This is a genomic window from Psychrobacter halodurans, assembly GCF_017498075.1.
Lineage (GTDB): Bacteria > Pseudomonadota > Gammaproteobacteria > Pseudomonadales > Moraxellaceae > Psychrobacter > Psychrobacter celer.
This window is the reverse complement of sequence record NZ_JAGBKN010000017.1, coordinates 1-22,846: the sequence shown is the minus strand read 5'-3', so window position 1 is coordinate 22,846 and position 22,846 is coordinate 1. Positions and strand designations below refer to the sequence as shown.

The following is a 22,846-nucleotide window of genomic DNA, read 5'->3' as shown; positions in this document are numbered from 1 at the left end:
TATGGGATCACTAATAAAACCAGTTAAAGGAGTTACTTATACTCCTGATAGATTAGGATATATTAGAGCGGTTTCTAGAAAGGAGTCAGGATCTGATTTACGTTATTCTTATACCTATACTGGAGACAACAAAGAAGCCATTAAAGTTGATAACCCAACCGCTGTTAGTGTATTAAACCCTTGGAATTATGTGGGGCTGTTTCAGTTTTCTGAAGAGGCATTACAGGATGTAGGCTGTTATCGCTTTGATGGAACTAAAAATTCAAAAACTCAAGACTGGGGTGGGACTGGGAACTATTGGACTGGTAAATTTGGTGCTACTTCACTTAATGTTTTTAAAAGCAGCGGTACTATCCAGATGAAGGCGATCAATGAATGGATTAATCGCTTATGTAGATACTCAAGGAGTAAGAATTTAAACGAATTCTATGGCGTAACTATTACAGGAGCAAGTGGTTATGAAGATTTTGAAGTAACTGAATCAGGCGTAATAGCTGCTATACATCTAAAAGGTTTAGGAGCTGTTAAAAGTTTTTTAACTACAAATGGTAAAACCAATGAATCCGATGCTAACGGTACTAGTATAGCAAAATACATGAATATGTTCGCTCACTACGATATTCAAACTTGTTGTAAACGAAAAATATATGTCAAAATTGTAGATGCTAAAAAAGTTGGTATTCCTAACAAAGAAGTTGAAATTAGCTCCGAATATAAAGGTAAATTTAGTCTAGGTAAAATAGCAGTTACTCATAAAACGGATGAAGAGGGTAACTTACCCGTAATAGTCAGACATCCAAATGCAAAAATTCAGTTAAAAATAGACGGTAAACTAGTTGAAGCTATAGTCCAAAAATCAGAACAGGTACAAGGGTATGAAATAGTCTACCTAGGTAAACACAACTATTCATCTAAACTATCAGAACATGAAAAATTGGAAGCTACTCAGGAAAATACTGATAGTAACAATAGTATCAGTAATGATGAATCTACTAGTTCAGATCAACCAAATGAAAGCACTACTGATAGAAATATAGTTGACGAAGTCACCTTCAACATAAAACTAGTAGAAGCAGACACAGGCAAACCCCTACCTAACACAACCTATCATCTTGAGTATAAAAACAACATCAAAACCCATAAAACCGACGGCTCAGGTATCGAATCAGGTATAACAGCTGATGTTAGCCAATCTATCAACGTCTACCTTGATGATGATAGCAAGAAACAATCTATTTATAGTATGGCATTTCCCGTTATAGGTGACCTAAACGGGCAAACCAAAATACTCAAAGTCCCTGTCGTTTCTTTTAGCATAAAATTTGTCGACAACAACAATCAACCCATACCCCGTTACGAGTTTAAAACCCTATATCGTGGCAAAAAATCTGCTATAAAAAGAGCCAACCGTCAAGGTATTAGCACTATAAAAGCCCTTGCTGGTCAAAAGCTTACCGTTATCGATGGTCAAGATAGAGCTCAAACAACCGCCATCGTTACCTATGGCTCTAAACAATGGACTATGATCATAGGCACAGACATCACTAGAGAAGATATCAGCGATACCTCAGATACCTTGAGTCAAGAAGCATCGACTACTCCAGAGACCAGTAAACAAGAGGACAAGCCAAAACCTCAAACAGAGCAAAACCCTGTCATCAAAGTAGAAAAGCCAAAAGTAACAGAGGTTGAAAAAAAGACAGAAACAGGGCCGATGCTTGAGGTTGCCTCAGATGAGGCTAAAATCACCATAAAGTTCGTTGATGAAGCAACGAATAAGCCACTATCAGGGCTTTCATATATTACTCAGTCTACTAAATACGGTAAGAATGCTTCTACTACTGGTAGTGATGGTACAAGAGGTAGAGCACACAATTCGCTAGTAGGTGTTGATATAACCGTACTGGTGTATGAAGACGGTAAGGAAGTTAAGAAAGATGTCATTACAGCAAGTGCCGATCGAAATGATATTCCTTATGTTTATAAGGCTAAGAAGCCTGAGACAACATGGTGTAATCCATTAGATAGCTGCATAGTTAGAACTGCTCGTTTAGCATCAAGAAAATCTGCTACATACGGAAAGGTTAGAAACGGTGGTACACGAAACCACCAAGGTGTAGATTTTCGTGCAGTTCCTGGCGTACCTATCAAAGCGGTTGCTGAAGGAAAAGTTATTATAATTAATGAATCTTATAGCAGCAAATCTAATTTCGGAGCATATCTAGTATTAGAATGCGAACTTAATGCATTACCAGAGTTTCAAAGATCTCATGCTAAAAAAAATGTTAAAGGTAATAAAGTATGGTTTTTTTATGCTCATCTTAGTCAGATCAATACCAAGTATAAGAACAAGAAAGTCTCAGCTGGTACAGTATTAGGTAAAACTGGAGCTAGTGGCAATGCTAGAGGTATGACCACTATTGCTAAGGGCGCACATTTACATTTTGAAGCTAGGCATGTCTCTACAGGTAGTCCTGGAAGAGGGTTAGTTGGTAGGTTTGATCCTCTACCATTTTTTCCAAAAATCCCTCCTGCATAGTGGATTGAATGTATTACTAATAGCTCTTTCAAATTTCGGACAGTTAATTATGCAATATAGAATCGCTTTTACAATGTTTTTTACTATATTAATTAGCGCATGTAATAATAACGCTACTACGCAAAACCCAGATGTCCAAACTACCAAAATTCAAACTGAAAAACTTTATCAGGAATTTCAAGGTGGTGAAGCAAAAATTCAACAACATCCAAAAACTCAAAACACTAAATTACCAGGTCAACAGAAGCCCCCTATTACAAATGAAGTTAAAGTAGGTGAAATTATTAGTTTGGATAGTATTAAAAGTATATCTATTTTTGAAAATGAGCTAAAAGAAATATCAGTTGTTGAGGACTGTGGAGGCTTTCTCGCTCAAGAAGAAAGTGAATATGAAAGTATCCTTCAATATGGGAATATGGCAGTAAACGTAATGAACGATCAAGCGGTTGTATCAAAAGTCATTGGGTTTCCTGATAACTTTAAGTTTAATTACAAAGGACTTGTAGTTGACAGCAATTTCACGTCCAAGGATTTAAACTATGATGACTTTGAAATCTTTAAAAATGAACTTAATTCGTCACAAGAGATAATAGGTATTGAATTTACAGATATAGAAACAGTTTACGACACTTTATTTAGTTTACGGGAAAATAATAGTGATGATTTGTTTTATCTATACTTTCTAGATGAAAAAGCCGTCGCTTTGGAGATTGTTGTTCAATGTTAGTTTGTATTGGCATAATAAATCAGAAATAATCTAAATGTATTAGAAATAGATAGATATACTGCATTCATTATAAAAATTATTAGTAAGATAAAAACAAGTTTAAATTGCTCTTGTGAGTTTACTCGTTTATACCCAAAGGATAAAGGACTAAACTCCCATGATTCACTTAATGATATGACACCTGCTGAATACAGGCAGGTGGCTTAATTATTCTACGATGATGTTGTGTTAAGAATGGGGTATTTACATGACGATATTAATTGTTTTACTCTGATCAATTATTTTTTAGTTTGGGGTCAATTCAGTATTCGCAGCTTTAGGGCAGGGCACGGTTTGGGCACGAAATGGTCACGTTTTGGTCACGGTGCTGATTTTTGAGCTTTTAATACGTTAGATAAACTTAGCAATTAGACTGAATAGCTAATACTGAAAAACGCTACAGCCCTTAAAAATTGGAAAAAAAAGCCTCACTATTAAGTGAGGCTTTTTAGATATTTGGAGCGGGATAAGAGATTCGAACTCTCGACCCCAACCTTGGCAAGGTTGTGCTCTACCACTGAGCTAATCCCGCTAATTCATCGTTTGATTAACTATCATCAGATGATGAAGGCGTATTATACGCAGTTTTTTTGAGGTGTCAACACCCTTGACGAAAAAAAGTAAAAGTTAGCAAGACAGGTATGTCATCTGCTCATAAATGTATGTTATAACGGTTTCTTATAATATGCATTCCAAAAGATTTGCATTGAAAAATAAGCTGGGATGCATTTTATAGTTTGTTTTTATGATGGTTTTCATCATAGATACCTACCAATCATACATACTTATAATGACAGGTCATAAGGATAAGGAAATGAGTCAACAATATACCATCGCAGATTATTTGTTTGATCGCATCGCAGAAGCGGGTGCAAGTGATATATTCGGTGTACCAGGGGATTTTAACCTCACGTTTTTAGACAATATCATCGCCTCTGACAAGCTGCGCTGGGTCGGCAATACCAATGAGCTAAACGCAGGTTATGCCGCTGATGGCTACGCACGTGAGCGTGGTTTTGCGGCCATGGTGACGACCTTTGGGGTGGGTGAGTTATCAGCAATAAATGCCACGGCAGGCTCTTTTGCCGAGTATGCGCCAGTGCTGCACGTCGTCGGTGCGCCGAGCACAGCGCTGCAAGATGCCAAACGCCGTATTCACCATACGCTTGGAGACGGGGTATTCAATCACTTTATCAAGATGGTAGAGCCTGTGACAGTCGCACGGGCACAGATTACGCCAGAAAACGCCGCCTCAGAGATCGACCGTGTGATCCGCGTGATCCTCAAAAAACACCGCCCAGGCTATCTTCTATTGTCGCCAGACGTGGCAAAAATGCCGATTTATCCGCCGACGACCAAGCTCGATGACAGTCAAGAAGACATCACCAGTCAATCGGCGCTGGCAGACTTCAAGCAAGCGCTGGTAGAGTTTTTGCCCAACAAGACCACCACGCTGATGGCAGATTTGATGGTGCATCGTTTGGGGTTACAAAATCAGCTAAAAGCGTTAATCGCTGATACCGAGATTCCTTATACTACGCTGTCATGGGGTAAAACACTGCTTGATGAAAACAGCGAGCGCTGGGCGGGTACTTATGCTGGTGTCGCCTCACGTCCTGTGGTAAAGGACGCCGTAGAAAACTGTGAGTGTTTGATTAAGATTGGCGTGCAATATACCGATACAACGACGGCAGGCTTTAGCCAAAATATCGATCAAAAAACAGTGGTCGATTTGCACTATGAGCGGGCGTCTATCAGTGGTCGCAACTTTGCTCCGATTGCGCTAAAGGACTCGTTGCAAGTGCTGCATGAAGTGATGACTTCTGGTATCGAAGTTGTACCCAAGCCATTTTGTAAAGAGATGACACCGCATGAGCAAAATGGCAAAGACGATGAGGCTATTCGTCAAGACGATCTGTGGCATATCATCGCTGATCATTTAGATCATAATAATCTGGTGTTTTCGGATCAAGGCACCTCGTATTTTGGCATCAGTGATGTGCGCTTGCCAGAAGGAGTGACGTCTTATGGCCAGCCGATGTGGGGATCCATTGGTTATACGCTGCCGGCCAGCCTAGGCGCTGCCATTGCTTCGCCAAATAAGCGTAGCGTGCTGCTCATCGGTGATGGTTCGGCCTTACTGACGGTACAAGAAATCGCTGTGATGATTCAAGAGCGTATCAATCCGGTGATTGTGCTGATCAATAATGATGGCTATACCGTTGAACGTGCGATTCATGGCGAAAACCAGCGCTACAATGATATCCCTCGTTGTGACTGGCAGATGATGCCAAAAGCCTTTGGTGCTACCGAAGACAACAGCTTACTGCTCAAAGTCACCACGGCAGGTGAGCTAAAAGCCGCGCTCAAGCAAGCGGCTGCTACCACTGATAAGTTGGTGATGCTAGAGGTGATGGCTGATAAGCATGATATTCCCCCGCTATTGGCCGATATCAGTGCCGCGCTAAAACCAAAAAATGACTGATGGCATGGTGATGCTATACGATAGCTAAAGCAGTCATCTGCTCGCTTGTATTTACTCGCTACCTGACCTCACTTGGCATCTGTGCTGAGTGGGGTTTTTTGTGCACTTATCGATACGTGCCGGTAGTCATGATTTATTATCAGGTATGGTGAGCGAGGCGGGTATTATCATGATAAATTAGACGGTTAACAGATGATAGGAGAGGCCGTATCATGATTTGGCTAAAAATGCTTATGGATGAATTGAAGGTGTGGCTGACTAAAATAAATAGATATGAAAAGTATTTTTTAAAATAGGATTTTTGCTCTCGCTAGTAGATGTTATTCTTAGAGGCGCTTTGAGCATTTTATTTGCAGTATCATCGATCGCGTCACCATATCGTCAGGTCAGTGCTATCGCACGCGCAACATTTGTCATCACCGATAACCATAGGGCTTAAAATAGATGGATACCTTAAATATCCTGTATCTCGTAGGAGCATTGTTGATTTTTGCCAGTATCATGGCAAGTACGTTATCCGCGCGTTTGGGTGTGCCATTATTGTTGTTGTTTTTGATAGTTGGCATGCTGGCAGGCGAGCAAGGTATCTTAGGTATTGAGTTTTCTCAGTATGGTATTGCCAATTTTGTCGGGCAGGCGGCGCTCGCTTGTATCTTGCTCGATGGTGGTCTGCGTACCTCTTTTAAATCATTTCGCGTCGGACTCAAGCCGGCGGTGACGTTGGCCACATGGGGCGTGCTGGCGACGGTAATGGTGCTTGGGGTCTTTGTCACTTGGCTGCTTGATGTCGATTGGCGTTTTGGGCTGTTGATGGCCGCTATCGTTGGCTCGACCGATGCCGCCGCAGTATTTTCGCTACTACGTAATGGCGGGGTCAAGCTAAACGACCGCGTGCAAGCCACGCTAGAGTTGGAGTCGGGTGCCAACGATCCGCTGGCCATTTTATTGGTGACAGGACTGATTGCTTTAAACGTCGATCCGGCAGGTCAGACCGTGCTTGGTTTTTTGGGTTTGCTGTTGCAGCAGCTGGGCGTGGGTCTGGGCATGGGACTGTTATTTGGCTACCTGCTAGCGCGTCTGTTGCCAAAAGTGCATCTGGCCGAGGGTATGTATGCCATTTTGATACTGTCCGCGGGCCTTTCTGTCTTTGCTGCGACCAATCTGCTTGGCGGTAGTGGGTTTTTGGCGGTCTATCTGACGGGCGTACTGATCGGCAACCATAAGGTGCGCTCGACTGAGCACGTCATGCGCGTGATGGATAGCTTTGCTTGGTTGTCGCAAGCGGTTTTGTTTGTGGTACTGGGGCTATTGGTGACGCCATCAAACGTCATCAATGTCTGGCATTATTCGGTGGCGATTGCAGCCTTTATGATACTGGTGGCACGTCCGATTGCGGTCTATACCAGCGTCAAGCCCTTTAAGTTTAAAGACAGAGAGATTGGTTTTATCTCTTGGGTAGGCCTGCGCGGGGCAGTTCCGATTACCCTTGCTATTTTGCCTGTGATGGCTGGTATAGATGATGCCTTTATGTTGTTTGATATTGCCTTTGGGGTAGTGGTGCTGTCATTGATCCTGCAAGGGACGACGATTCCTTTTATGGCCAATGTGTTTCGGGTGCGTATTCCGACCAATAAAGACCCAAAAGAAGAGCATGAGGTTTGGGTGTCAGACAAGGCCAGTATTACCCTGTATGAGTTTGAGGTACAAGCAGGGGCGTTTGCGATAGGTCGCCATCCGCTCGGTATCTCCAACCGAATCAGCCCAGATGAGATCAGTGTGTTTGCCTTGGTGCGTGGTCAGCAAATCGTCGTGGTCGAGGAGGACACCAAACTCAGATATGGCGATAGCGTCTGGTATGCCATGCGCGGCAACCATGCCAGCAAGATCGCCAAGATTTTCAATGACACGACTTTAGACCGTAAAGCCATCGATGACTTTTATGGTGACTGGCTGCTATCACCCAGTGTCAAGCTTGGTGATTTGCCCTTTTTTACCGACATGGTGACCTCAGAGTCGCTGGCAGACACTCTCAAGTATAAAAAGCCAAAAAACACTGAGAGCATGTGGGAGCAGACGGTCGCTGAGTATGTCGCACAAAGCTTAGAGACCGCGCCTGTGTCGGGGGATACGGTAGAGATCGATGATGCGTGGTCATTGGTGATTAAGGAGGTCGATGACAAAGGCAAGCTCAGAACGATCGGCCTAAAACATGACGAGCCAGCAAAAGCGCTTTAGTCATTTGCCGGCTGTGATAGCAGACTCATCATATGCTGCAAAAAATCCGCGACATGCTTATGCAGGTTTTGCCGATATGCCCAGTGATGCTTGACCTCGTAGCTTGCCTCTTCGGGCAATAGTATTTTCATCATGCCCATCTCCTCATAGCGCTTGGCCAAATCATTGGGCAGATAGCCGACGTGATGACCTGCTAAGATAAGCTGCGCGGTCGCCTCCATATGGTAAGTGGTGGCGCTTAAAGTTTTTGGCCGGATATGATTGATACTCAAGTCGGTAATATAACCGCGTTTTATCCAAGGATGGTTTTGTTCCAACGCCTCAAAACTCAGGCCTTCTGACTCATAAAACAGCTGATGCTCACGCCCGCAGCAGACCACTTGTTTCTCAATAAAGGCCGGCTGAAAGGTCAGTAACGGCGGAAAACTGCCAAAATACCCCACGCCCAGATCACTCTCATTACTCAGCAGCTTATCTAGCATACTCTCAGGGCTTTGCACATCGATAGAAAAGTGTATCAATGGATTATGACGATAGCTGGCCGCCAAACACTGACGTAACGCTTCATAAAAAAACGTCGGCATCTGATCGATAAGGCATAGGCGAATATGGCCGCCGCGTACGGAGTCTAGTTGGCGAATATAATGCAGCTGATGCTGAAAGCTGGCCACCGCTTCGGTGAAGCTCAAACACGCCTCATAGACTGCCGCACCATCCTCGGTCAGCTTAAACCCTGCGCGCCCGCGATGACACAGCGTCATTCCCAAACGATCCTCTAAGTGCGTTAAGTGACCACTAATGACAGAAGGCGTCACGTTTAAGCGCGACTGCGCTGCGGTTACCCCTTGGCACTCTACAATGGCCATAAAGCTGCGCAAGGTTTTGATGTCTATTTTTATCAGCTCATCTAGCATATATACGCCTCTCCTATATCAAATTCTTGTGATAAAGCTTCTAATAATAAAGAATAAATCGAAGTTACTACGAAAAATCAGAAGTTTACTTCTGAATTTTACCATGGTCTGTGTTCGGATATTTCGGTATTGTCAAAGCATCTGACAAACTGTCTATGACACCAATCAAAACAAGGATGTGAGTGATGAAATTTAATCAACCATTAAGCGGCAACGATATGCCAAGATTTGGCGGTTTTGCCTCTATGATGCGCCTGCCGACGCAAGCAGACGCCAAAGGCTTGGACGCAGCCTTTGTAGGCGTGCCTTTGGACATCGGCGCATCAAACCGTAGCGGTGCCAGACTGGGCCCAAGACAGATTCGTGATGAGTCGCGTATGATTCGCCCTTATAACGTCGCCACGCGCGCCGCGCCCTTTGAGTCTTTGCAAGTCGCTGACATTGGCGACGTACCTATCAATACCTTTAACCTGCAAAAAAGCGTCGACATCATCGAAAAATTCTACACCGATAATATCGTCAGTCATGGCGCGATTCCATTAACACTGGGCGGTGATCATACCATTGCCCTGCCTATCCTACGTGCACTTGCCAAAAAACACGGCCCTGTCGGGATGGTGCATATCGATGCTCATGCTGATATCAATGATGAGATGTTTGGCGAAAAAATCGCCCATGGCACGCCGTTTCGCCGTGCTGTCGAAGAAAATCTAATCGATGGCAACCGCGTGGTGCAGATTGGCCTGCGCGGCACCGGCTATAGTGCTGAAGAGTTTGATTGGTCAACTCAGCAAGGCTTTCGCGTGGTGCCAGCCGAGGAGTGCTGGTACAAGTCGCTGACACCGCTCATGGCAGAAGTGCGTGAAAAGCTCGGCGATGGCCCTGTCTACTTGAGTTTCGATATCGATGGCATTGATCCTGCGTTTGCACCGGGTACGGGCACGGCTGAAATTGGCGGCTTAACCTCCACCCAAGGCATCGAGATTATTCGCGGTATGCGCGGCCTTGACGTAGTCGGTGGCGATTTGGTCGAAGTGTCACCGCCCTACGATCCGTTTGGTAACACCTCGGTACTCGCAGCAAACTTGCTGTTTGAGATGCTTTGTATCTTGCCAGGTGTGCGCTATGACGATAAGGTCAAAGCGTTATATTAATTGGCCTGTGTTGGGCAGGGTGCTACTGCAGGCCGATTAATATTTAGGCCGTAAATACTATTGAAATTTTTAGGATGATCGACTCATGACCCAAGTAATGCAAACGCCTTCTTTATCGCCAGACACCTCGTCTCTGACCTGTGGTGAGCTACTCGTGCAGTGGCTGGAGTATTATGGAGTGGAGACCGTGTTTGGTATCCCTGGCGTGCACACGGTCGAGCTATACCGTGGTCTGCCAAGCACCAATATCCGCCATGTGACGCCGCGTCACGAGCAAGGCGCAGGCTTTATGGCCGACGGCTATTACCGCGCGTCTGGCAAAGTCGGAGTGTGCTTTATCATCACCGGCCCTGGCATGACCAACATCATGACAGCAATGGCGCAAGCCTTAGCCGACTCGATCCCGATGCTAGTGATTTCTAGTGTCAATAAGGTCAAGGATACGGGTAGCGGTGAAGGGCACTTGCATGAGCTGCACGATCAGCAGGGCATGGTCAGCAAGGTTGCGCTTGCAAGCAAAACCATCTGGCAACCTGAATCCTTGCCTAAGGTCATCGCCGAAGCCTTTGCCATGTTTGATGGCGAGCGTCCGGGACCGGTGCATATTCAGCTACCTATCGATGTGATTACCGCTGATGCCAGTCATGTCGCCAAGCCGCCTAAAAATGATAAGAGTGTAGCAAGTTTGGCGCGACCGCAGATCACAAGACCGCTGCCTAATCCTGCGCAGCTTGATTTGATCATTGAGCAGCTAAAGAGCGCAAAAAATCCAGTGTTGCTTTACGGTGGCGGCTGCGTTGATGTCGATCACGATGCACAAAGGCTGGCAGAGCTTATCGATGCGCCGACGTTTTTGACCATCAATGCCAAAGGCTTGTTGCCACCTAGTCATCCGCTGAGCTTGGGGAGCAATCAGTCGTTAGAGGCGGGGCGCGCCGTCATTAGCGAGGCCGATGTGGTATTGGCGATCGGTACCGAGCTTGGTGAGACTGATTATGATGTGTTCTTTAATGGCGAGTTCCAAATCAATGGCACACTCATTCGTATTGACTGCGACGCTCAGCAATTGCAGCGGCCATTTCGTGCAGATATCGCGGTGTTGTCCGATGCACAAATGGCCATTAGCGGCCTATGCACAAGTTTAGAGGGGCATCAGCTAAATCATCAAGCCGCCGCACGCGTAACCGAAGCAAAGCAGGCGTTGATCAAAGCGATGACACCTGACTTTGCCGGTCAAAACGCCCTGCTTCAGCTGATTCGAGATGAGGTGGAGGATGTCATCTTCGTTGGCGATTCGACGCAGCCTGTCTATAGCGGCAACCTTGGCTTTGAGGCATTGGCGACCCGTAAGTGGTTTAACTCGTCGACGGGGTTTGGCACCTTGGGTTATGGCTTGCCTGCCGCCATTGGCGCCATGATTGGCTCAAGTGCGCCCGTTATTAGCCTTATCGGCGATGGCGGCATTCAGTTTACCATTGCCGAGCTTATCTGCGCCGCCGAGCTTGAACTGCCATTGATCGTCCTACTTTGGAACAATCAAGGATATGGTGAGATTCGCCGCTATATGGAGGAGGGCGGGCTGCCACTGATTGGGGTCAATATCAAAACACCAAAGTTTGAGCCATTGGCCGCAGGGTTTGGCGCAGGCTATCGCCGAATTACCGATAAGCAGCAGTTATTAGAGGCTTTGCAAACAGACATAAGTGGCAAGCAGCCAATGGTTTATGAGGTGGATGAAAGCGATGCGTTTTTGTCAAAAATGAGTCAAGACTTTACCTATTTTGGCTAATCATCTTTTGGCTAGTCATTTGCATGAATGAAAAATAACCAACAAAACCGTATCACGCTGTTTTTTCGCTGAAACGAGGGACCGGGCAGGCAGCAGAAAGGAAAGCTGGCGTCGTCGCCTATCAAGGAGGAATTAAATGACGAACTATATCGATAAGTCGCAGCAGCCGCTATTGGGCAATGATGCTGTCGAACCTACCACTCCACAAGGGGAGCGGTGGCGCGCCTCAATGTGGAAGTTTTTACTGTTTTCTGCGCTGGGTTTGGCGCTGTTTATCATCCCGTTTAAATGGGAGGGTAAGGTCACCATTTTATTGGGCGTGCTGACAGATACTCTGCAGGCCTCACTTGGGGACTACGTGGTGTATGCTGCACTGGCCATTGTGACTTTGTCTTTGGTTGGGGCGCTGGCAGTCAAGCTCGTTAGACCAGAGATTCATGCAGACTCCATGACGGCAAAGCTTTTTGATGTCGATTGGTTTTGGCTTGCCGCGCGGTTTTTTGGGGCGCTGTTTGCCTGGATGATTTATTTACAAGTCGGTCCTGAGTTTATTATCAATCGCAATACTGGCGGGGTGATTTTTGAAGACTTAATTCCCATTTTGATTCCTTTATTCTTCTTTGCCATTTTATCTCTACCCTTTCTCACTGACTTTGGTCTGATGGAGTTTTTGGGTACCTTGGCCAGCAAGGTGTTTGTGAAGTTGTTTAGATTGCCTGGGCGCTCTGCAGTCGATGCCATGTCTTCTTGGTTTGGCGCGGCCTCTATTGGCTTACTGGTGACTATGCAGGAGTACAATAAAAGCTACTATAGTCAGCGTGAAGCGGCGATTATCGCTACCACTTTTTCGGTGACATCCATTGCCTTTACCTATGTCGTTGCCAAAACCATTGGCGTCGATAATAACTTTATCTTCTTTTATCTGACCATCGCCTTGACAGGGTTTATCGCCGCTATCATTATGCCGCGCATACCGCCATTATCGCTAAAACCAGATACTTATCATTCTGGCAAAAGCATGCTGGATGAAGGCATTCCTGCGCAGTATTCTACTTACCAATGGGCGGTCAATCGTGCCGTCACGCGCGCGCACTCTATGCCAAGTTTGGGTAGCGTGTTTAAGCACAGCCTAAAGAATTTGTTTGATATCTATTTTGGTTTGATTCCGGTGATTTTCGCTATCGGTACCATTGGGCTTGGTTTAGCAGAGTACACCCCTGTGTTTGATTGGCTGTCTGCACCACTTGTGCCATTGCTTGAGTTGTTGCAAATTCCAGAGGCGACTAAAGCTGCGCCAGCGATGATTATGGGCTTTGCTGATATGTACTTGCCAGCCTTGGTCGGCAAAAGCATCGAGAGTGAGATGACACGCTTTATCGTCGGGGCGGCTTCTATTACCCAGATTGTTTATATGTCTGAGGTGGGCGCGCTGATATTAAAATCAAATATTAATCTGAACGTCTTAGAGCTGTTTATGATTTTTATCTTACGTACGCTGATCAGCTTGGTGGTTATCACCTCAGTGGCGCATCTATTGTATTAATCGTGATGGTAACCATCATTTGGCATTAAAAAAGCAGCGAACATTTAGCGTAAAGATAGTTTTATCAATAATATAAGGCAACCGAGTATCATGGAAACGACCAATTCTTTATCTTTAACAAGAGCCACCGCTCAGCAAAGCATAAAAAATGATTTAAGGTTAAACGCGGCTTATATCGATGGTGATTGGGTCACGGTTGAAGCCTCTGAGTCAGTAAGTGATCATGCTTTGTATGACCCAAATACCGGCGAGGTCATCGCAACGACTCGTTTGTGTCATAGCGCACAAGTAGAGATGGCTGTCACGGCCGCCGCTCGCGCTTATCCGTCTTGGTCACAAACCAGCGTGGGCACACGAGCGCGCTATTTACAGGCGATTGCCGATACGATGGAGCAGCAGTTTGATAAGCTGGTTGCACTGTCGGTATTGAATAACGGCAAGCCGATTGCAGAGGCGACGATAGATGTCGGAGATGCCATCACCTGTTATCGCTATTATGCCAATCTTACCATCGAGCAGGAAACATGGTCTAAGGTCAGCACCGACGAGACGGGCATACGCTTATTGAAAACTTACGAGCCTGTTGGTATCTGCGCCCTTATTGTGCCTTGGAATTTTCCGATGGTGACTACCGCCTGGAAGCTAGCACCCGCGCTGGCAGCAGGATGTACCGTTATTCTCAAACCGTCAGAGGTGACACTATTGCCAGAGCTGATGCTGGGTAATATATTGTCCGCTATACAGCTGCCAAAAGGCGTGGTCAATATCCTCCCTGGCGCGGCAGAGGTGGGCGCTGCGATGACCAGTCATCCGCTGATTGATAAAGTCTCCTTTACCGGTAGTAATAGCGTTGGCGAAAAAGTGATGCGCCAAGCTGCAGAAGGTATCAAAGACATCAGCCTAGAGCTGGGCGGTAAGTCCGCTATCGTGGTATGTGCAGATGCTGATATCGACTATGCCTGCGACGTGATCATAGGCGGTATCTTTACCAATGCTGGGCAGATTTGTTCAGCGACCTCAAGGCTGCTTGTCCACCAAGACATTGCCGAGTCATTATTTGCAGTATTAAAAACAAAAACAGAAACTCTGAAAATAGGCGATGGTTTTGCGGCGGACACGCAAATGGGGCCATTGGTCAGTGCTCAGCAGCTGGCGCAGGTCAAAAAATATATCGATATTGCAACTGAAGAAAACCTGCACTGCCTAACGGGTGGCACCCTCTTAGCGCGTCAAGGCTATTTTGCTGCGCCGACCATTTATACCGAGGTACCAGCGACCAGTCGCTTGTGGACAGAGGAGGTGTTTGGGCCTGTGTTGGTGAGTGCGACCTTTGCAGATAACGCGCAGGCGATTGCGTTTGCCAATGATAGTAAATATGCCTTGGCTGCGAGTATTGTCAGCGCTGATGAGCATGCAGCGTTAGAGATGGCACGGCACATTCGAGCCGGTCATATTTGGGTCAATGAGCAGCAAATCGTTGTGCCCGAAGCGGGCTGGGGCGGGTTTAAACAAAGTGGTATCGGCCGAGAATTAGGGACTGATGGCTTATCTGCTTATCAAAAGAGTAAGCATGTTTTGCTACCGTCTTAATTGCCGTTTTGATGACTGTTTTTATGAATGCTCTTATGTCTCTGTCAAAAAACCCCCTGTATAGAACGCCTATATAGGGGGTTTTGGTTAATGCGTAGCCAGTAGCAATTGAATAACTGCGACCTACCACATCAAGTCATCTGGAATCACGTAAGCGGCATAAGGATCGTCTTCTGCCAACGCGTCTTCGGCAGTATCGTTTGATACCACCATAAAGCCTGTCATCTTAGCATCTATACGGTCAGCTAGTGGGCGTGGTATCAGGGCATAGCTGTCCTCTAGGCGTGCTATGACCACATGGCCTGCGACGATTTGATCATAGAGCTTTTGGGTGATATAAATCTTTTTGATTTTTGTATCATCCACAAACTGATAAGTAATCTCACCTTGTGTATCAGTGAGCTGATGCTGCTTAATCATCTGAATGATATTGGCTTTTCGTGTTTTTTCTTCTAACGCTCGTTGTTTTTCTTGATTGAGCTTTTGGTCTTTTTTCAGCTTTTTTGCTTGAGCTTCTGCCAGCGCCTTTTTGGCTGCTGCGCTGTCTGAGTCGCCAGTACGTTTGGCATGCTCTGCTTGTTTGCTGATTTTTTTGGCCTTTTTGCTATCGACCAAACCAGCTTTTAATAATTGAGCCTGAAGGGCGTTTTTTGCCATAATTCACTCACCTAAATCCACTCATTGAAACCGCGATATGTCACTTACAACATCCAAGCCCTGTATTGTAGCAAAATTTGCTAAGAGATGGGGTGTGAGTCTGTCAGACATCGCTGGATGATATAGGCCAAATTGGGTATCATCAAGGCAGTGGCTGAGGTTTTAGCATCTGGCCATATTAAACGAGCTATATAGCTATAAATAGCGGTATCGGGGTAAATAACGATGATTAAGGACAGATTATGACAACATCGCAGCACATTTTGGCTTGTATCGATGGCTCGGCCGTGACCGCATCCGTCTGTGATTATGCCGCATGGTACGCCAATCGAGTAAACTTACCCGTTGGTCTGCTGCATGTCAGCGATGTGCCAGCGTCGTTTAGACGTGATCTGTCAGGGGCGATAGGGATTAATAGCCGTGAGTTTTTGTTAGAGGAGCTGGCGCAGTTAGACGAGCAAAGAGCTAAGGTGGTCAATAGCTATAGCAATGCGCTGGTGCAGGATGCCAAAAGCCATATTCGTAATAAGTTTGGTGATCTTGAGGTGCTTATTTATCAAAGACGAGGCAAGTTACTGCCAGCCATTGAGCATTTTGCCACAGCAAACCGCGCCATCGTGATGGGTCGCCGCGGAGAAGATCACAAATATAGCCGCATCAATATTGGTAGTCAGATAGAGACGGTCGCCCGTGCCTCTGATATTCCCGTGGTGATTTGCTCAGAGACGTTTAAAGAGCCGCGCTCGTATATGATTGCGTTTGATGGTAGCAAGACTGCCATAAAGGCGGTACAAATGGTGGCTAAAAGCCCTATGTTAAAAGGTCTCGATAGCCATGTCGTGATGATTGGCAATCATAATGATGCCGCCAAACAAAGCCTAAGCGCGGCCGCTGCCCAATTACAAGAGGCGGGTTTTAGCGTAAAGGCGCATCATTTATCGGCCTCCGATGCGGTCGATGGTCTATTAAAGTTTCAATTAGACAATGACATCGATATGATGGTGGTGGGCGCATACGGGCATTCAAAACTACAGCAGTTGTTTTTGGGCAGCACCACCACAGAGATTATCGCCAGCACGTTGTCGCCTGTGGTTTTGCTACGTTAGCCGTTTGTTTTTTTGGGATAATACGCAGTTTTTGGACAGTATACTATGTTGATTAATGCAGATTTTACTCGCGTCGCCACCTCACTACCCAAGCAGCAGCAATGGGTAAAATCACCGCAAAAGGGGATAGAGCGCATCATGCTCGATCGTGTGGGTGCAGAAAAAGCTCGTGCCACCAGCTTTGTGCGTTATGCTCCTCAGTCTGACTTTCCGCATCACCGCCATCCGGGCGGTGAGGAGATATTTGTGCTGGCAGGGACGTTTTCTGCCGATGACAAACATTATCCAGCAGGCTGGTATTTACGGAATCCGCCAGCCTCAGGTCATAGGCCTTGTCAAGGCTCGCGCAGTGTCTGCCAGCTGTTTGCTAGTGACTATGAGCACGTCAGCTTGCAGCGCTTGGACGCAGGTGAGCTGCTATTTACTGAGGCCATCAGCGGCGGTGCCGAAATCATGGTGCTGGCAGGCGAGTTGTACGCTGACGGTGAGACTTTTTCGCGCTATAGCTGGATACGCCTGCCGACCGAAACGCCATTAGAGATGGTATCTGGCCCTAGCGGCGCGACCGTCTATATCAAGACGGGGCATCTGGCGCAGGTCATTGGCGTGCGCTAGTCAACTAAAAAGTAGTTGTAGATTGAGAGACGCTTAATGACTATATTTAATAACAATTATACATAGCTATTGATGTATACATGCTAAAAACTGATATTAAACAGGCTTCCGTCATGGAGGCCTTTTTAATAGCTATTCTTTGATTGATTTCTCAGATAGGCTTTAGTAAGGTTTGAGACATAAAACCAAACGATTGATCAATATCATTCAATGCTAATGCCTAAAACCTTATATGACAAATTTCTTAGATAAAAAAAAGTACAGTTTTACTTTCGCACGATGTCGTCAGGCTATGCTACTAATGATAGGTGCTTGGGTTTCTGTCAGCTCCTATGCGGTAGTGACAGACTTACAGATCAATAGTCTGATCAAACAGTCTATTGAAACGCATCCTTTGGTAGGCTCAGCCCGGGCGCAACAGGAGGCAACCACAGAAGGTATCAATGCCGCTAAGCTAAACTTGTTGCCGACGCCCAGCATCTCTTCAGGTTATGACCTTGATAATGAATTTGTGTCACAAGTCACCATACGTCAACCGCTATGGACGGCCGGTAAGCTGACAGCGGATGTCAATCAAGCCATATTCGATGACAAAGCTGCCGTAGAGCACATCTACGAGCAACAAAACTTGGTTGCCAAAACAACCATCGAGGCATGGCAAGGATACATTCAGGCCATCGCTCAGCAGCGTATTCATGCTGATGCCTTAGAGCAGCTGCATGAGTTTGAGGCGATGATGCAGCGCCGCGTGAAGCAAGGGGTTTCAGCGCGTATCGAGCTTGATTTGGTAACCAATCGCATTTTGCAAGAGCAGCACGCTTATCAAGCTGCTATTGAGCAGCAGCGTATAGCCGTGGCCAGACTTGAGCAAATCATCGGTGAGCCTTTGTCTCGCAGTAGTGCTATGAGCCTACCTGAGATCAAAATTTTGGTGGATCAAGCAAAACAACAGTCTGCCAGTTTTGAGCGTATGGCGTTTGACCAATCCAGCTTTTATAACCCTACTGTTGTAAAAGAGCACTTTCAGATTGAGTCTGCCAAACAAGGCGTCGAAGCCCAACAAGCGGCACGATATCCCACAGTATATGCGCAATACGAACACGCTTACTATCACGACGACCACACAGATACAGGCAAGTTTTCTTTGGGATTAAACTATGCTCCAGGTGCTGGGTTCTCTAACTTGGCACTCGCGCGCGCGTCTCAAGCGCAAGTCAATAGCTTGGTTCAAAACCAAGAAGCGGCGCGCCGTCGAGTGATAGAAGATATACAGGTGCAGTACCAGCAGTTTGTCAGTGCCAAAGACCGAGAAACCTCACTGGTCGCGGCGGCGGCGGGCGCGCAAATCGTGGTCAGCTCGTATCGCAGACAGTTTATCGCTGGTCGTAAATCATGGCTAGAGGTGCTAAATGCTGTACGTGAACACAATGATTATCAAGTACAGCTGGTGCAAACTCGAGCCAGCTTATTAGGAGCCTTTTATAAGTTACAAATTGATTTTGGCGTGATGCCGTGGCAAAAATTTGCCGCCAACCGAGCGCCTGTCAACTTATTTAAACCATTAGATAGCGTCAACAACTGGATGGGTAAAAAAAGTAAAAACGCAGATAGCAAAGCGCTCGGTTATCAAGCACAAGGACCAGAGGACTATATCAATATCAGATTGCCCGCGAGCGCTGAGGATGATCTCAACAACGGCCAGTATATTATGCTAGAAGAGGATTACCTTATCACGCCCTAAAAGGATTTAGATAAAGGTATCTCTTAACGATAAGATAAGTGATTAATATGAGCACAAATTCGCAAGTGACATCCTCCCAATCTGTAATGCCAAATCAAGCCGCCCCAAGCCCTGTGCAGAGTGAGTTGACTAAAACACTGATAGATGCGGTGAGACATCTACTGGGTCAGCAAGGCTATCCGGTCGATAATATACGTCTGCATGATGTCATTGAGCGTCATCAGGAGCTGTTTGATAGGCAAGGTAAAAGTCTTCATGAGTTAAGTGGTGTGTTGGCGATATTTGATGATATTGGCGTCAAAGATATTCCTGAGGTGTTGCAAGAGCCAGATGCTGCTTTTTTGCCTTTGCTTGCTTATCGACCAGATATGGGCTGGGGGGTGGTCGATGGCCAAACCCCACAAAAAAACTGGCGGTTTAGACAAGAGGATGCCAGCACCCCGACGCGCACTGAACAGTTAGCGCTTGTCTTACGTGTCCGTCTAAAAGAGGATCATATCAAGCAGCGGACGGCCTCATTTTCTGATTTATTAAAATCAGATCTCAGTAATTACAAAGGCGTGTTATTTGAAGCCGTGATTGCCACCTTTCTCATAAATATGTTGGCACTGGCAGTGTCTTTATTTTCTATGCAGGTTTATGACCGAGTTATCCCGACCCGTAGCGAATACACACTTATTATTTTAGCGAGCGGCGTCATGTTGGTGATTTTATTCGAAGCCTTTATGAAGTTTTCGCGCTCAAAAATCATGGACAAAGTCGTGGTTGGTCTTGATCAGTATTTATCACGCGAAGTGTTTCAGCGTTTGTTAAAGGTACGCATCGATCAGATGCCAGGTTCGGTCGGCTCTATGGCCGCTCAGCTACGTGGATATGAGCAAGTGCGTGGTTTTTTTACGGCCAGTACGCTGTTTGGTTTGGTCGATATACCCATGACTATTATATTTATCAGCTTGGTGGCTTTTATTGGCTCACCACTGGTCGCGGCCGTCCCAGTCGTGGCTGCACTAGTCGCGATCGTGATGGGGCTGTTTGCCCGTAAACGCATCGATATCATTGCAGCAGAAGGTGCGACCGCCTCTTATTATAAAACAGGTCTTTTGGTAGAAGCCGTTGAGGGGGTGGAGACGATAAAAGCGGGGGCGGGCAGTTGGAAGTTCTTGTCTCGTTGGCTTGATGTGATGAATATCACCGTCAAAAACGACTTGGATATGAAACATACCAATGACAACTTAACTTACTTTACTCAAATGCTGCAGCAAGTGAGCTATGTGGGTATTGTGATAGTGGGCTCTTTTGTCGTGATGCAAGGTGATATGACCATGGGTGGCCTGATTGCTTGCTCTATTTTGGGTGGCCGAGTGTTGGCTCCAGTAATGGCTATACCCAACCTACTGGTACAGTATTCTCATGCCAAAGCCGCCAAACTCAATATCGAAACGCTGTTTTCGCTTGAGCAAGACAATCAAGGAGTCGCTTATCCCTTATCACCGACTCGTATCAATGGCAACTACCAGTGTGATGGTTTGGTGTTTAATTACCAAGGCAATGACAGATCAGCGCTTGCGATTGATAAGCTAAGCATCAAACCAGGAGAGCGCATTGCGATCTTGGGGCCCATTGGTTCAGGGAAGTCGACCTTGCTAAAAGTACTCGCGGGCTTGTATGCACCGACCAAAGGCCGAGTACTGTTGGATGGTCTAGATATCCATCAAATCAGTCGTGAGACGTTAAGTGAGCGCGTGGGGTATTTGCAGCAAGACCACAGGCTGTTTCAAGGCACGCTAAGAGAAAACCTACTGATTGGTATGGCAGCGCCCAATGATGATGTCCTACAAGACGCCCTAAATAAAACAGGGCTTATCAATCTTGTATCTAGCCACTCAAGCGGCCTTGATTTGCCCATTAGTGAAGGCGGTAAAGGCTTATCAGGCGGGCAAAAGCAATTGGTTGCCTTCACTCGCTTATTACTAACAAAGCCGGATGTGTTTTTATTAGATGAACCCACCGCCTCCATGGACAATCGCCAAGAGCAGCGCTGTTTACAAGTGCTAAAGCAGGAGCTGACAAAAGGCCAGACCTTTATCGTCTCTACGCATAAAACCGCTCTTTTAGACTTAGTCGATAGATTGATTATCATGGACAATCAACGCATAGTGATAGACGGACCAAAACAAGCAGTGCTTGATAGCTTAAAAAGAAACGAACAAGCTCAACATCAAAACACCATCAAAAAAAGAGGAAAAACGACCGATCAGATCAATAAAGACTCACCAGACAATTAAGGTAAGCAGGCATGTCAGAGTATAAATACACACCCACCACCCCCAATGTAAATCGCTCAAGGTTAAGTATTTGGATTGCCTTAATTGGGATAATTGTCTTAATCATATGGGCATCATACGCCAAAATAGACCAAGTAACTCGTGCCAAAGCTACCGTTATCGCAAGCGCTCGTACACAAGAAATTCAAGCCTCAGAGGGTGGGGTGCTAACTCGGCTTGCTGTGGCAGAAGGGCAAGAAGTCAAAAAAGGTCAGTTGCTTGTCGTGTTAGAAGAGGAGCGAGCCAAGGCCGCGGTCGATAACTCCGCGTCTAAAATAGCAGCATTACAAGCAAAGCTGGCGCGACTAAATGCTGAGATATTCGAAAAACCTTTAGTTTTCCCAAAGGCATTACAAAGCTACCCTGAATACGTACAAAACCAAAAAGCGCTTTATGATCGACGCCGCCGGGCGATCAATGAAGACGTCTCTTCTCTTGAAAAAATGCTGGTGTTGGCGCGGCAGGAGCTGAGCATGAATGAGCCTTTATTAGAGTATGGGGATGTCAGTCAGGCAGATGTGATCAAGCTGAGCCGTCAAGTGGCTGATATCGAAGCGCAAATCAACAATAAGCGCAATAAATACTTTGAGGAAGCGCAAGCTGAAATGACCAAAGCCCAAGAAGAGCTTGATACGGAGCTTGAGCAGCTACGAGATCGCTCACAAGTACTAGAAGAAAAACGTCTGATGGCACCGACAGAAGGCAAGGTCAAAAACATCAATGTGACCACTATCGGCGGTGTGGTGAAGCCAGGCGAGATCATTATGCAGATTTTGCCGACCAGTAGTGATCTAATCATTGATGCAAAAGTGAGCCCTGCCGATATTGCGTATGTCAAAGAAGGCCAATACGCGACCGTAAAGCTCGATGCTTATGATTATTCTATTTTTGGCGCAATGAAAGGGACGGTGAATTATATTAGTCCAGATACGCTTATTGAAAAAACGCCTAAGGGCGAAGAGCCTTATTATCGAGTATTAATTGTCATCAATGGTGCCGAGTTTGCAGGCAGGGGCGATGAGATTGTCATCAAACCTGGTATGACAGCGTCAGTTGATATCAAGGCTATGGAACGCACTGTCTTGTCTTACTTGACCAAGCCTATCACCAAAACCTTGTCAGAGGGCTTAGGCGAGCGATGATAAGACACATTAACTGATGCCAGTGTTACCTCTCTTTTATCCTGACGTATTTATAGTCTGTTCTAAATAAAACAGATACAGAGTGAACCGCCCCGACTTTATCGGAGGGTAATTTACTTGAGTCAGGCAGCAATGCCTGACAGGATTAAACTATCATAATACCGCTTTTCAAACTCAAAGGGTGACACATATCCAATCGTGCTATGCAATCGTATTTTATTGAACCAATCTACCCATTCAAGGGTT

The 22,846-nt window shown here is 45.9% G+C and carries 16 protein-coding genes and 1 tRNA gene; 13 read left to right on the top strand and 4 right to left on the bottom strand.

Features of this window, described 5'->3' with window-relative positions:
- Position 1 precedes the first annotated feature (1 nt).
- A complete protein-coding gene (locus J3491_RS08600; RefSeq protein ID WP_207969848.1) occupies positions 2-2,539 on the top strand; it encodes a M23 family metallopeptidase in 2,538 nt (845 codons plus the stop codon).
- A 49-nt stretch (positions 2,540-2,588) separates the two neighbouring features.
- The gene (locus J3491_RS08595; RefSeq protein ID WP_207969847.1) at positions 2,589-3,266 is read left to right on the top strand and encodes a hypothetical protein; all 678 of its coding nucleotides are present in this window, start codon (positions 2,589-2,591) and stop codon (positions 3,264-3,266) included.
- A gap of 496 nt (positions 3,267-3,762) precedes the next feature.
- Here J3491_RS08595 and J3491_RS08590 read toward each other — a convergent pair.
- Positions 3,763-3,837: transfer RNA gene (locus J3491_RS08590), tRNA-Gly, on the bottom strand.
- Positions 3,838-4,119: 282 nt separating this feature from the next.
- Between J3491_RS08590 and J3491_RS08585 the strand changes: the two genes are divergently transcribed.
- Positions 4,120-5,790, top strand: coding sequence for an alpha-keto acid decarboxylase family protein (locus J3491_RS08585; RefSeq protein ID WP_207969846.1), 1,671 nt, complete (start codon positions 4,120-4,122; stop codon positions 5,788-5,790).
- 444 nt (positions 5,791-6,234) lie between these two features.
- Complete coding sequence (locus J3491_RS08580; protein ID WP_207969845.1) at positions 6,235-8,025, top strand: potassium/proton antiporter; 1,791 nt, start codon at positions 6,235-6,237, stop codon at positions 8,023-8,025.
- Here the strand turns inward: J3491_RS08580 and J3491_RS08575 are convergent.
- Positions 8,022-8,939 carry a LysR family transcriptional regulator gene (locus J3491_RS08575; RefSeq protein ID WP_207969844.1) on the bottom strand — a complete coding sequence of 306 codons (918 nt, stop codon included), beginning with the start codon at positions 8,937-8,939 and terminating at the stop codon, positions 8,022-8,024. The genes J3491_RS08580 and J3491_RS08575 overlap by 4 nt on opposite strands.
- Before the next feature lie 185 nt (positions 8,940-9,124).
- On the opposite strand from J3491_RS08575, the gene speB reads away from it, so the two are divergent.
- From speB to J3491_RS08555, 4 genes are all read left to right on the top strand, one after another.
- Positions 9,125-10,093 (top strand): agmatinase, encoded by a 969-nt coding sequence (gene speB / locus J3491_RS08570; RefSeq protein ID WP_075101197.1) that lies wholly within the window; start codon positions 9,125-9,127, stop codon positions 10,091-10,093.
- Between the two features lie 85 nt (positions 10,094-10,178).
- On the top strand, positions 10,179-11,882 hold the full coding sequence (locus tag J3491_RS08565; protein ID WP_207969843.1) for a 5-guanidino-2-oxopentanoate decarboxylase: 1,704 nt from the start codon (positions 10,179-10,181) through the stop codon (positions 11,880-11,882).
- 136 nt (positions 11,883-12,018) lie between these two features.
- Positions 12,019-13,425 (top strand): YjiH family protein, encoded by a 1,407-nt coding sequence (locus tag J3491_RS08560; protein WP_207969842.1) that lies wholly within the window; start codon positions 12,019-12,021, stop codon positions 13,423-13,425.
- Positions 13,426-13,515: 90 nt separating this feature from the next.
- On the top strand, positions 13,516-15,015 hold the full coding sequence (locus J3491_RS08555; protein ID WP_083608526.1) for an aldehyde dehydrogenase family protein: 1,500 nt from the start codon (positions 13,516-13,518) through the stop codon (positions 15,013-15,015).
- Between the two features lie 123 nt (positions 15,016-15,138).
- Here the strand turns inward: J3491_RS08555 and J3491_RS08550 are convergent, their stop codons facing one another.
- On the bottom strand, positions 15,139-15,672 hold the full coding sequence (locus J3491_RS08550; RefSeq protein WP_075101200.1) for a DUF2058 domain-containing protein: 534 nt from the start codon (positions 15,670-15,672) through the stop codon (positions 15,139-15,141).
- 242 nt (positions 15,673-15,914) lie between these two features.
- On the opposite strand from J3491_RS08550, the gene J3491_RS08545 reads away from it, so the two are divergent.
- The 5 genes from J3491_RS08545 to J3491_RS08525 all read left to right on the top strand — a co-directional run bounded on the left by J3491_RS08545 (position 15,915) and on the right by J3491_RS08525 (position 22,600).
- A complete protein-coding gene (locus J3491_RS08545; RefSeq protein WP_075101201.1) occupies positions 15,915-16,778 on the top strand; it encodes a universal stress protein in 864 nt (287 codons plus the stop codon).
- Positions 16,779-16,823: 45 nt separating this feature from the next.
- Positions 16,824-17,393, top strand: a complete 570-nt coding sequence (locus tag J3491_RS08540; RefSeq protein WP_207969841.1) for a cupin domain-containing protein — start codon at positions 16,824-16,826, stop codon at positions 17,391-17,393.
- 292 nt (positions 17,394-17,685) lie between these two features.
- Positions 17,686-19,134, top strand: coding sequence for a TolC family protein (locus J3491_RS08535; protein WP_075101203.1), 1,449 nt, complete (start codon positions 17,686-17,688; stop codon positions 19,132-19,134).
- A gap of 47 nt (positions 19,135-19,181) precedes the next feature.
- Positions 19,182-21,419: a type I secretion system permease/ATPase gene (locus J3491_RS08530; RefSeq protein WP_083608528.1), complete on the top strand. Its 2,238-nt coding sequence runs from the start codon at positions 19,182-19,184 to the stop codon at positions 21,417-21,419.
- 11 nt (positions 21,420-21,430) lie between these two features.
- Positions 21,431-22,600, top strand: coding sequence for a beta-barrel domain-containing protein (locus J3491_RS08525; protein WP_075101205.1), 1,170 nt, complete (start codon positions 21,431-21,433; stop codon positions 22,598-22,600).
- 122 nt (positions 22,601-22,722) lie between these two features.
- On the opposite strand, the gene J3491_RS12075 is transcribed toward J3491_RS08525, so the two are convergent.
- Positions 22,723-22,846 (bottom strand): IS3 family transposase (locus tag J3491_RS12075; protein ID WP_341534385.1); only part of this gene is annotated, 124 nt, incomplete at its 5' end.

Bases quoted from the DNA above. Each gene is read 5' to 3' on its own strand.
- J3491_RS08600 (WP_207969848.1), top strand. From the start codon at position 2: ATGGGATCACTAATAAAACCAGTTAAAGGAGTTACTTATACTCCTGAT.
- J3491_RS08595 (WP_207969847.1), top strand. From the start codon at position 2,589: ATGCAATATAGAATCGCTTTTACAATGTTTTTTACTATATTAATTAGC.
- J3491_RS08585 (WP_207969846.1), top strand. From the start codon at position 4,120: ATGAGTCAACAATATACCATCGCAGATTATTTGTTTGATCGCATCGCA.
- J3491_RS08580 (WP_207969845.1), top strand. From the start codon at position 6,235: ATGGATACCTTAAATATCCTGTATCTCGTAGGAGCATTGTTGATTTTT.
- J3491_RS08575 (WP_207969844.1), bottom strand. From the start codon at position 8,939: ATGCTAGATGAGCTGATAAAAATAGACATCAAAACCTTGCGCAGCTTT.
- speB (WP_075101197.1), top strand. From the start codon at position 9,125: ATGAAATTTAATCAACCATTAAGCGGCAACGATATGCCAAGATTTGGC.
- J3491_RS08565 (WP_207969843.1), top strand. From the start codon at position 10,179: ATGACCCAAGTAATGCAAACGCCTTCTTTATCGCCAGACACCTCGTCT.
- J3491_RS08560 (WP_207969842.1), top strand. From the start codon at position 12,019: ATGACGAACTATATCGATAAGTCGCAGCAGCCGCTATTGGGCAATGAT.
- J3491_RS08555 (WP_083608526.1), top strand. From the start codon at position 13,516: ATGGAAACGACCAATTCTTTATCTTTAACAAGAGCCACCGCTCAGCAA.
- J3491_RS08550 (WP_075101200.1), bottom strand. From the start codon at position 15,672: ATGGCAAAAAACGCCCTTCAGGCTCAATTATTAAAAGCTGGTTTGGTC.
- J3491_RS08545 (WP_075101201.1), top strand. From the start codon at position 15,915: ATGACAACATCGCAGCACATTTTGGCTTGTATCGATGGCTCGGCCGTG.
- J3491_RS08540 (WP_207969841.1), top strand. From the start codon at position 16,824: ATGTTGATTAATGCAGATTTTACTCGCGTCGCCACCTCACTACCCAAG.
- J3491_RS08535 (WP_075101203.1), top strand. From the start codon at position 17,686: ATGCTACTAATGATAGGTGCTTGGGTTTCTGTCAGCTCCTATGCGGTA.
- J3491_RS08530 (WP_083608528.1), top strand. From the start codon at position 19,182: ATGAGCACAAATTCGCAAGTGACATCCTCCCAATCTGTAATGCCAAAT.
- J3491_RS08525 (WP_075101205.1), top strand. From the start codon at position 21,431: ATGTCAGAGTATAAATACACACCCACCACCCCCAATGTAAATCGCTCA.